Origin of the sequence: Streptococcus intestinihominis, assembly GCF_046824975.1 — a bacterium.
Classification (GTDB): domain Bacteria; phylum Bacillota; class Bacilli; order Lactobacillales; family Streptococcaceae; genus Streptococcus.
This window is the reverse complement of record NZ_JBKQBL010000004.1, coordinates 34,125-44,771: the sequence shown is the minus strand read 5'-3', so window position 1 is coordinate 44,771 and position 10,647 is coordinate 34,125. Positions and strand designations below refer to the sequence as shown.

At 42.1% G+C, this 10,647-nt stretch carries 11 protein-coding genes and 1 pseudogene; 9 read left to right on the top strand and 3 right to left on the bottom strand.

The window, feature by feature from the left end; genetic code table 11:
* The 3 genes from ACLOR3_RS07100 to ACLOR3_RS07090 all read right to left on the bottom strand — a co-directional run.
* Nucleotides 1-467, bottom strand: a 467-nt coding sequence (locus ACLOR3_RS07100; protein WP_412037103.1) for an amino acid ABC transporter ATP-binding protein, incomplete at its 3' end; no start/stop codon positions are given.
* Nucleotide 468: 1 nt separating this feature from the next.
* The gene (locus ACLOR3_RS07095) at nucleotides 469-1,146 is read right to left on the bottom strand and encodes an amino acid ABC transporter permease (protein ID WP_411399853.1); all 678 of its coding nucleotides are present in this window, start codon (nucleotides 1,144-1,146) and stop codon (nucleotides 469-471) included.
* The gene (locus tag ACLOR3_RS07090) at nucleotides 1,106-1,786 is read right to left on the bottom strand and encodes an amino acid ABC transporter permease (protein ID WP_411399852.1); all 681 of its coding nucleotides are present in this window, start codon (nucleotides 1,784-1,786) and stop codon (nucleotides 1,106-1,108) included. The genes ACLOR3_RS07095 and ACLOR3_RS07090 overlap by 41 nt, the downstream gene beginning before the upstream one ends.
* Nucleotides 1,787-2,473: 687 nt before the next feature.
* Here ACLOR3_RS07090 and ACLOR3_RS07085 point away from each other — a divergent pair.
* The 9 genes and pseudogenes from ACLOR3_RS07085 to ACLOR3_RS07045 all read left to right on the top strand — a co-directional run.
* Nucleotides 2,474-2,923, top strand: coding sequence for a hypothetical protein (locus tag ACLOR3_RS07085; protein WP_006596053.1), 450 nt, complete (start codon nucleotides 2,474-2,476; stop codon nucleotides 2,921-2,923).
* A 192-nt stretch (nucleotides 2,924-3,115) separates the two neighbouring features.
* Nucleotides 3,116-3,808 carry an ABC transporter permease gene (locus tag ACLOR3_RS07080; protein ID WP_006596054.1) on the top strand — a complete coding sequence of 231 codons (693 nt, stop codon included), beginning with the start codon at nucleotides 3,116-3,118 and terminating at the stop codon, nucleotides 3,806-3,808.
* A gap of 193 nt (nucleotides 3,809-4,001) precedes the next feature.
* Entirely contained in the window at nucleotides 4,002-5,192 is a 1,191-nt protein-coding gene (metK, locus tag ACLOR3_RS07075) for a methionine adenosyltransferase (RefSeq protein WP_006596055.1), read from the top strand.
* A gap of 305 nt (nucleotides 5,193-5,497) precedes the next feature.
* Nucleotides 5,498-5,932, top strand: coding sequence for a CopY/TcrY family copper transport repressor (locus tag ACLOR3_RS07070; RefSeq protein ID WP_006596058.1), 435 nt, complete (start codon nucleotides 5,498-5,500; stop codon nucleotides 5,930-5,932).
* Nucleotides 5,929-8,157 (top strand): heavy metal translocating P-type ATPase, encoded by a 2,229-nt coding sequence (locus ACLOR3_RS07065; RefSeq protein ID WP_195213786.1) that lies wholly within the window; start codon nucleotides 5,929-5,931, stop codon nucleotides 8,155-8,157. The genes ACLOR3_RS07070 and ACLOR3_RS07065 overlap by 4 nt, the downstream gene beginning before the upstream one ends.
* 48 nt (nucleotides 8,158-8,205) lie before the next feature.
* Entirely contained in the window at nucleotides 8,206-8,412 is a 207-nt protein-coding gene (gene copZ / locus ACLOR3_RS07060) for a copper chaperone CopZ (protein WP_006596060.1), read from the top strand.
* Between the two features lie 238 nt (nucleotides 8,413-8,650).
* Nucleotides 8,651-9,913 carry a UDP-N-acetylglucosamine 1-carboxyvinyltransferase gene (murA, locus tag ACLOR3_RS07055; RefSeq protein ID WP_411399851.1) on the top strand — a complete coding sequence of 421 codons (1,263 nt, stop codon included), beginning with the start codon at nucleotides 8,651-8,653 and terminating at the stop codon, nucleotides 9,911-9,913.
* Between the two features lie 12 nt (nucleotides 9,914-9,925).
* Nucleotides 9,926-10,477, top strand: coding sequence for a GNAT family N-acetyltransferase (locus ACLOR3_RS07050; protein ID WP_411399850.1), 552 nt, complete (start codon nucleotides 9,926-9,928; stop codon nucleotides 10,475-10,477).
* Nucleotides 10,470-10,647, top strand: a pseudogene (locus ACLOR3_RS07045) (hypothetical protein); the annotation flags it as partial. The gene ACLOR3_RS07050 and the pseudogene ACLOR3_RS07045, both read left to right, overlap by 8 nt.

The window sequence follows — 10,647 nt, the reverse complement described above, 5'->3', positions numbered from 1 at the left end:
AGGAGGGAGCGGACGATGGCTACCCGTTGCTTCTGTCCACCAGACAACTGCCTTGCGTAGCTATGTTTCTTCTCCAAGAGACCGACCCGTTCCAGTAACTCTTCTGCTTCCTTGATGACTTCCTCTTTAGCTCGTCCTTGAGCTTTTGTAGGGCCTAGGATCAAATTTTGGAGGACGTCTAAATGGGGGAAGAGTTCATAACTTTGGAAGACCATCCCAATCTTTTGGCGGACCAGATGGAAGTCTTTTTGGTTTTTGGTAATGGATTGACCATCCAAGAGAATATCGCCAGCTTGGATGTTTTCTAAGCCATTGATACAACGAAGGAGGGTACTCTTACCACAACCAGAAGGCCCCAAGATCACTACGACCTCCCCTTTTTGAACCTTGAGGGAAAGCCCTTGGAGGATAGGAGTGTCTCCAAAGGATTTTTTTAGGTCCTTGATTTCTAAAATGGTTTCAGACATATTAATTCCTCCAGTGGTTTTCTAACTGTCCTGCTAATTTGGAAATAGGGAAGCAAACAATAAAGTACAAGACTAAAATGGTTCCATAAATCCAAAAAGAAGCGGTTGGGATGGTCAGGCGGTTGCTATCGATGATTTGCTGGCCGACCTTGGTAACTTCTACAACCCCGATGAGGACCACTAAGGAGGTTGTCTTTATCATACGGGTAATCAAGTTAATAGCTTGTGGAAGCAATCGTCTGAGAACCTGTGGGATGATGATGTAGCGATATAGTTGGACCTTTCTTAATCCTAAGGCTTGCCCACTTTCAAACTGGTGTTTTGGAAGAGAAGTGATGGCCCCTCGGACTAAATCCCCCATCTCAGCCGTTCCCCAAAGGGTAAAGACGATAATAGCTGAACTTTCACCAGAAATGTTTATGTTGAAGTTGCGGGCCAAGCCGAAGTATACGATAAAGAGCAGGACCAACTGAGGCATGATCCGGATAAATTCCAGATAAAAGCGAGTGAGCAGACGAATGACTTTTGAATGAGAAGTCATCACGATTCCGAGTAAAGTTCCAAGGATCATGGATAGGAAGACAGAGATAGTGGAAATCCCAATGGTCACGCCCAATCCTTGGAGTATCCGAAGGAGATTATTTCCCTGAAAGAGTACTTGGATTCCCGAATCCTGCATGGCGTAATCTCCTTTCTATCCAACTAAAGAGAAGTGAAATCGGTAGTAAGAGAAGCAGATAGGCAATAACCAACATGGTCAGGGCTATATCTGTCTCGTAATAGAGTCCAATCAAATCTTTTGCGACATACATGAGGTCAGCTAAAGCGACTACAGAGAATACAGAGGTCTCTTTAATCAGGAAAATGACATTGGCGCTAAAGGAAGGCAGAGCCACTGCGGTCGCTTGTGGTAGGATCACATAGCGAAAGACCTGTCTGGGTGTTAGCCCAATGGAGAGACCGATTTCATGCTGGGTTTGACTGACAGCTTCTAGACCGCTTCGGAAGGACTCAGCCATATAGGAACCACCTAAAAAGATGAGACCAATCGTTGCACAGACTTCTGAAGAAAGGACGATTCCTATCCTTGGTAAGCCAAAGTAGAGGAAGAAGAGCTGAATCAAGAGCGGTGTATTTCGAGAAAGTTCGATGTAACAACCAGCTAGTTGACTTAAAATCGGTAGACGATAATGTCGGATGATACTGACAATCAATCCTAAAAGAAATGAACCTAAAATCCCCCATACAGCAATGTGGAAGGTCAAGATAAATGCCTGCTGATAGAGTGGAAAGTATTGTTCAACAATTGACCAATCCAAAAATGATTTCCTCCTCTCTAATGAGCAAGGAAAAAAGAAATGCTACCTTACTGATTAGAAAATAATACTGTCACATTGTAACACGAAAAAAAACATTTGAATAATATGGAAAATTTATCAAGCTGATAGATAAAATTTATCACTCATCATAGCCGATGCAATAGATTATCAAATGGGGTACAAATAGAAGATAGGGCGTAAAATCCTATCTTTTTTATATAGCGAGAAAACATGGAGGAAGCGGTTACAAATTGTGGTATAATGAGAGGTAATAAATCAATTTATACTTTAATTTGAAAGTGGAGTGAAATAAATGGTATCAGGGCTAATTTATTTTGTAACCTTTCTTTATATTTCGACTGTTTGGATAGCAGGTAATGAAAATGGATCGGGTACGATTATGTTCTTCGATTAGAAAAGAGCATACCTGGTATCCAATCCTTCCGTTACAGTTTATCTCAGTTTGTTTGGTCCTCGACATTTTACAAGGAGCAATTCTATGGGATATAAGGATAAAATAAAGAATAAAGAGAACTTTTAGTTTAGATAGGCTAAAGCTTACTCTTGAAATTAGTTTTTAAGAGATAGTATTGAATAGATGGATATAATAAAAGAATAATGGAATAGTGTATAATTGTTTTAAAAGAAAACATAAATAAAATAATAAGAAAAGGAAAGGAGAAAGCTATGCCAGATCAGCAGAATAATGTTGAAGAAAATAAAGATAGGATTAGGATAAGTGGAGATGGTTTTAATTCGGCACCTATTCAGAATTATCCAACAAAAATCAAATTTACTTCCATTCTTCTTTCAGTCGCCTTTTACTTATCCATTATCTATCTTGTATTGTTTATCTCTTACTTTGCACTTTCGGGTAATGCTTGGGGACTTTTCATTTTAATTTTTCTAGGACCAAACTTATTAAGTATTGCTATTGGGGCCATTTTTCTTAGAATAGGGATGGAGAAAGGAAATAAGACGCTACTCTATACGAGTTTCGTACTTTATATACTGTCCATTATTTTAGCTTATGATCCAGACTGGGGAGTTTTCCGAATTGCACCGATAGTTTTAGCTATTCTTGTTTTAATTGGAACAATCCTAGCGAAAGAAGTTAAAGAAGTATTGAGATATTAAGAAGGGAGAAACTCTTTTAAATCAGTATTTGCTTGATCAATGATCTTATCGAGTCAAGAAATTCTATCAACTTGTATATTTTTAAAATGTCATTTGATGTATGGAAGGATTCAGTGAATATCACATAGAAATTCGTTAATTCCAGCTTTTTAAGAAAGGCAAAATATTTTAGAAAAATGTCAGGAGAAAATTATGACAGATCAACAGCTAAATTGTGAAACAAACCAAGACAAAGACGGAATGCCTGAAGAATCTATTCAGCCACGAATGGGGGCTCAAGGCCCAGAAAACCCTGCTCAGCCACCAATGGGGGCTCAAGGCCCAGAAAATCCTACTCAGCCACCAATGACGTATCAAGATCTAGAAAATCCTGTTCAACCACAAATGTCGGATCAAGGTCCAGAAAATCCTGCTCAGCCACCAATGGCGGAACAAGCCCCAGAAAATTCTACTCAGCCACCAATGACGTATCAAGATCTAGAAAATCCTGTTCAACCACAAATGTCGGATCAAGGTCCAGAAAATCCTGCTCAGCCACCAATGGCGGATCAAGGTCCAGAAAATTCTGTTCCTAATAGGGGCCTTCTAACTCTTGTATTTTTCGTAAATATGGGCTTACTGATGCTTTTTATAGGTAGTGCTGTGATAGCAGGACCATGGGGAATTGTTTTCCTAATCTTTTTGGGATCTTATCTTACTTGTTATATTGCTGCGACAGTCTTGCTTGGCATTGGAACGAAAACGGCTAATAAGACGATGCTATTTGTTTCAGTAACTCTCTATTTTGCCTCCATGCTTTTTGCTGGTGATCCAGCTTGGTTAGGTATTCAAATTCCATCTATCATTTCCACTATCCTTGTATTAATAGGGACCTTGCTACTGTAGGAATTAGAGTTGGAAAGAGGTTAAGTTAAAAGATATAGTTTCAAACTATATCTTTTTCTTTTTATAAAAAAAGGAATACTGGTGCAAAATCGTGATATAATAGTTAAGTTATATGGTCCCGATAAGGTGGTAGAAAGCATCTACCAGTTCTTTGTAACTCTATAACGATTATTTTTTAAGGGGGGACATTTTTATGTCAGAACGTAAATTATTCACGTCTGAATCGGTATCTGAGGGGCATCCAGATAAGATTGCAGACCAAATTTCAGATGCTATTTTGGATGCTATTTTAGAGCAAGATCCAGAAGCACACGTGGCTGCAGAAACAGCTGTTTATACTGGTTCCGTGCATGTCTTTGGTGAGATTTCAACTACAGCTTATGTCGATATTAACCGTGTGGTTCGTGATACCATTGCAGAGATTGGTTATACAAACACTGAGTATGGATTCTCGGCTGAAACAGTGGGAGTCCACCCATCTTTGGTGGAACAATCTCCTGATATCGCTCAAGGGGTTAATGAAGCTTTGGAAGTCCGTGGAAACGCAGACCAAGATCCACTTGACTTGATTGGTGCAGGTGACCAAGGTATCATGTTTGGTTTTGCGGTGGATGAAACAGAAGAACTCATGCCATTACCAATTTCACTCAGTCACAAGTTGGTTCGTCGGTTGGCAGAGCTTCGGAAGTCTGGTGATATCAGCTACCTTCGTCCAGATGCCAAGTCACAAGTCACTGTTGAGTATGATGAAAATGACCAGCCAGTGCGCGTGGATACGGTGGTTATTTCAACTCAACACGATCCAGATGTCAGCAATGAACAAATCCACCAAGATGTGATCAACAAGGTCATCAAGGAAGTGATTCCAGCTTCTTATCTGGATGATGAAACAAAATTCTTCATCAATCCAACTGGTCGTTTCGTTATCGGAGGACCTCAAGGAGACTCAGGTTTGACGGGTCGGAAGATCATCGTGGATACCTATGGTGGATACTCACGTCACGGTGGTGGTGCCTTCTCAGGTAAGGATGCGACTAAGGTGGACCGTTCCGCTTCTTATGCAGCTCGCTATATCGCTAAAAACATCGTGGCAGCAGGGCTTGCTAAGAAAGCAGAAGTGCAATTGGCTTATGCGATTGGGGTGGCTCACCCTGTATCTGTTCGTATCGATACTTTCGGTACAGGAACAGTTGCTGAAAGCAAATTAGAAGCAGCAGCGCGTCAAATCTTTGACCTTCGTCCTGCAGGGATTATTCAAATGTTGGATCTCAAACGTCCAATCTACCGTCAAACAGCGGCTTATGGACATATGGGACGTACTGATATCGATCTACCATGGGAACGTTTGGACAAGGTAGAAGCCTTAAAAGAAGCAGTTAACTAAGGAGATAGAAAGGAGGCCGGGACAAAAGTCCTAGCCTCTCAATTATCTTTGGATTATCGAGCAAGACGCAGTGGTTGAGTGGGCTCTACTACGCTGATTTCATCAGCTTTTACAGCCCTACTCAACTGTGCGGAGGTGGGACGACGAAATCGAATTCTAACGAATTACCGATTTCTGTCCCACTCTCTTTTTATGAAATTAATCTACAAAAGTAAACAAAACTATTGACAAACAAAATGGAAGGTGTATAATGTAACTACAAATGTAAATTAATTGTTCTTGATGAGAGCTAGAAAGGTAAAAGAATGGCAAAGATTTCAAGTGCGGAATGGGAAGTCATGAGAGTTCTCTGGACTAAGGGGGAAGCGACTTCTACAGAAATAACCAAGATTCTCTCCACCAAGCAGGACTGGTCAGCTTCGACGGTGAAAACCCTCTTAGGACGATTGGCTGATAAAGGCTATTTGACAAGCCGAAGAGAAGGTCGGACCTATTTGTATCAGACCATCCTCAATGAAGAAGAGGCTAATTTTACAGCTGTTAATGAAGTTTTAAGTAAGATCTGCTTGACCAAGCATGGTCACATATTGGAGCGATTAATCCAGCAAACCCCTATGACCGAGGAGCAAATGAAGGGGTTGCAAGACCTCCTGGCTTCGAAAGTGAGCGTGGAGCGGGTTCAATGTGATTGCCAACCTGGCCAGTGTCACTGTGCCAGTCATGTGGAGGAAGATAAATGAAAGAAGAAACTTTTGTCGTCAATGGGATGACGTGTGCATCCTGTGTGATCAATGTGGAGAAAGCTGTTAACCATCTTGAGGGTGTTGAAAAAGCGACAGTCAACCTAACCACTGAAAAAATGACGGTTGAATATCAGGGGGAACCTTTGAGTCCAGAGGCTATTTCAAAAGCAGTAGCGGACGCCGGTTATGAGGCAGTAGTATACAATCCAGATACAGCTAAGAGCCAAGAAGAGCGAGAAGGTGACAAGCTACAAGTGATCCGAAAACGCCTCTTTTGGTCTTCCGTCTTCACCCTGCCTCTCTTTTATCTAGCAATGGGGCCCATGATTGGCCTACCGGCACCTGCATTTGTTTCACCTGATCAAGCACCTGTGGCTTATACTCTTGTACTTTTGGCCTTGACCATCCCTGTGATGGTTTTCGGTCGAGCCTTTTATCGAAATGGCTTCCGAACCCTTCTAAAAGGCCATCCCAATATGGATGCTTTGGTAGCTTTAGCGACTAGTGCAGCCTTTCTTTATAGTCTTTATGGGACTTATCACATTTTGCTTGGCCACCACCATCACGTGCACCAGCTTTATTTTGAATCTGTAGCCGTGATTTTAACCTTGATTACTTTGGGTAAGTATTTTGAAACATTATCAAAAGGGCGTACTTCTCAAGCTATCAAAAAGCTCATGCATCTGGCGGCTAAAGAGGCAACGGTCCTACGTGATGGAAAGGAAGTGAAACTACCTGTAGAAGACTTGGTCATTGGAGATCAGATCCTGGTCAAACCAGGTGAAAAAATAGCCGTTGATGGTCAAGTGGTTTCCGGACAATCAGCCATTGATGAAAGCATGCTGACGGGTGAATCTATCCCCATCCAAAAAACTGAAGGCAGTCCAGTTTACGCAGGTTCCATTAATGGACAAGGTAGTTTGGTTTATCGGGCTGAGAAAGTTGGTCGGGATACCTTACTAGCACAAATCATTCAGCTGGTGGAAGATGCCCAACAAACCAAAGCACCGATTGCCAAGATTGCGGATCAAGTGGCAGGAGTCTTTGTCCCTGTAGTCATGGGGATTGCCCTCTTATCAGGCCTCTTTTGGTACTTTATCATGGGTGAAACTTTCACCTTTGCTATGACGGTTACGATCAGTGTCTTGGTCATTGCCTGTCCATGTGCCCTAGGCTTGGCGACTCCGACAGCCATTATGGTGGGCACAGGCTTAGGGGCAGAGCATGGAATCCTCTACAAGAGGGGGGATGTCCTTGAGTTAGCTCACCAAGCGCAAGTCTTGGTCTTTGATAAAACGGGGACCATCACTCAAGGTAAACCTCAGTTGTCTTCTTCCTATACCTATGGTCAAACGAACCATGCCTTACAAGTCCTAGCTTCTCTGGAAGCCAAGTCCGAACATCCATTGGGACAAGCTATTTTGGATGCTGCGAAAGAAGAGCATATAGACTTATTAGAGATGGAAAACTTCTCTAGTCTAACAGGAAGGGGCCTCACTGCTAACTATGGTGGGAAGGTTTATCTGGCTGGGAATCAAACGCTCATGGATGAGGAAGGAATCGATATTCATCTTGCCAAGGCTGACTTGGAGGACTTAACTCAGGATGGACAAACCCCGATTTTCTTAGCTGAAGATGGACAACTCATGGCCCTTTTTGGGGTAGCAGACCGGATCAAGGAAGATAGTTTAGAAATGGTTGCTAGCCTAGAAAAAATGGGCAAGAAGGTCATCATGCTGACTGGGGATAATGAACGGACTGCTCAGGCTATTGCCAAGAAGGCTGGAATCCACCAGGTCATTAGTCAAGTCCTTCCACAAGAAAAATCTCGGGTGATCCAAGAATTGCAAGCAGAAGGCAAGTCTGTGATCATGGTGGGAGATGGAATCAACGATGCACCAGCTCTTGCAACTGCGGATATCGGGATTGCCATGGGATCTGGGACAGATATCGCTATGGAAAGTGCCGATATCGTCGTCATGAAACCGCAATTGATGGATGTTGTCCGAGCCTTGGAAATTAGTCGTTACACGATTAAGACCATCAAGGAAAACTTGTTCTGGGCCTTTATCTACAATGTTTTAGCCATTCCGGTGGCGATGGGGCTTCTCTATCTCTTTGGTGGCCCGCTCTTAAACCCGATGTTAGCAGGTCTAGCCATGAGTTTTAGTTCAGTATCGGTTGTACTGAATGCTCTCAGATTAAAGAGAAAAAAATTGTAAGAACTAGGAGAAAAGTTACCTCCTCGAGTAAAAGAAAGGAAAATAATTATGTCAAAAACATACGAAATTAGTGGAATGAAATGCCAAGGTTGTGCCAATGCTGTCACTGAAAAATTATCCGCAGTAAAAGGTGTGGAAGAAGTAAAAGTTGATTTAGAGAAAAAACAAGTAACCATTGAAGGGAAACCTTGGAAATGGTCTTTGAGTCGAGCTTTAAAAGGCAGTAAATATGAATTAGGAAATGAAGTGAAATAAAGTCAGGAAAGGCGGTCCGAAAAGGGCTGCCTTTTTTAAAAAAACAACAAGAGAACACATAAATAAATTAGGTTTGCAAGCAAAAATATAAAAAAATAGCAAAACATATAGTTGAGGTTTTTTAAGGATTGGATGGACCGATCAAAAGATAAGAAGTAGTGGAAAATGAAGCGTTTTTATGATATAATAGATGCGGTAATTTTTTACCGAATGATTGAAAGAGCTTATACAAATTTACATGAAAAAAATTATAATTAATGGTGGTCACCCTTTAAAAGGTGAGGTGACCATTAGTGGTGCAAAAAATAGTGTGGTGGCCCTCATTCCAGCAACTATTTTAGCAGACGAAATTGTGACCCTTGATGGTGTTCCAGATATATCAGATGTGGCTAGCTTGATTGACATTATGAACCTCATGGGGGCAAAGGTGGAGCGAGATGGGGAGACTCTTATTATCGATCCGCGTGGTGTACAAGATATGCCAATGCCATTTGGAAAGATCAACAGTCTTCGCGCTTCTTACTATTTCTACGGAAGTCTATTGGGACGTTATGGCCGCGCAACTGTCGGTCTACCAGGTGGATGTGACCTAGGTCCACGCCCCATTGATCTGCATTTGAAAGCCTTTGAGGCGATGGGTGCTAAGATGACCATGGATGGTTCTAGTATGAACCTTTCCACAAATGGGAAGCGTCTTCATGGTGCAGCTATCTATATGGATACGGTTAGCGTTGGAGCAACTATTAATACCATTCTGGCTGCTGTTAAGGCGGAAGGTCGTACCGTTATTGAAAATGCTGCTCGTGAACCAGAAATCATTGACGTCGTGACCCTTCTCAATAATATGGGAGCACACATTCGTGGTGCGGGTACAGATATTATTACCATTGAAGGAGTAGACTTTCTCCGCGGGACGCGTCACCAAGTGATCCCCGATCGCATCGAAGCAGGGACCTATATCGCCCTTGCTGCAGCTGTTGGAGAAGGGATTCAAATTACGAATGTCCTCTACGAACACCTAGAGAGCTTTATTGCCAAGCTGGAAGAAATGGGCGTTCGTATGACGATTTCTGAGGATAGTGTGTTTGTTGAAAAGCAAGAAAATCTGAAAGCAGTTCACATTAAAACCTCTCCTTACCCTGGCTTTGCAACAGATTTGCAACAACCCTTGACTCCTTTGCTCTTGACCGCTAATGGAAAGGGAAGTATCGTAGATACCATTTATCAAAAGCGGGTCAACCATGTGGCTGAACTGATGCGAATGGGTGCTACCATTGAAACAGTGGGTGATCGCATTGTTTACCAAGGACCAAATCAATTAACAGGTGCTCCAGTTAAGGCGACAGACTTGCGTGCAGGCGCTGCCTTGGTGATTGCTGGATTGATGGCTCAGGGTAGAACGGAGATTACCAATATTGAGTTTATCCTTCGTGGCTATTCGCATATTATTGAAAAATTGCAACAATTGGGAGCTGACATCGAACTGATTGATGAAGCATAACGAACGATTTTTATGAATATTTGGACGCAACTAGCAGCATTTTCATGTTTTGAAACAGAGCGCCTCTTCTTGAGGCCCTTTCTATATAGTGATGCCGCTGACTTTTATACCATATCCTCCAATCCAGAGAATTTGCCTTTTATTTTCCCAGCACAAACGTCCCTAGAGGAATGCCAGTATGTCTTGGCCAATTATTTTCTAAAGAATCCTTTAGGAATATGGGCGATTTGTGACAAGGAAACAGACCGTGTGATTGGATCGATTAAGTTTGAAAAGTTGGATGAAATTAAGAAAGAAGCTGAACTTGGTTATTTCTTACACAAGGATTATTGGGGTCAAGGCCTCATGACAGAGGTTGTCAAAGAGATTACCTTCTTGTCCTTCCAGGAATTTCATCTCAAACAAGTCCGAATCATTACCCATGTTGAAAATATTGCCAGTCAACAGGTGGCCTTACATGCCGGTTATAGTTTAAAACGGCAATTCAAGGGGAGTGACCGCTATACCCGAAAGATGCGGGATTATTACGAGTTCTGCATAGATAGAGGAGATCTCAATGAGTAAACACCAAGCGATTTTAGATTATTTGGAGAAACTACCCATTGGCAAACGTGTCAGTGTGAGAAGTATCTCGAATTATTTGCAGGTGAGTGATGGGACCGCCTATCGGGCCATTAAAGAAGCTGAAAATCGTGGAATTGTTGAAACGAGACCTCGTAGTGGGACAGTTCGTG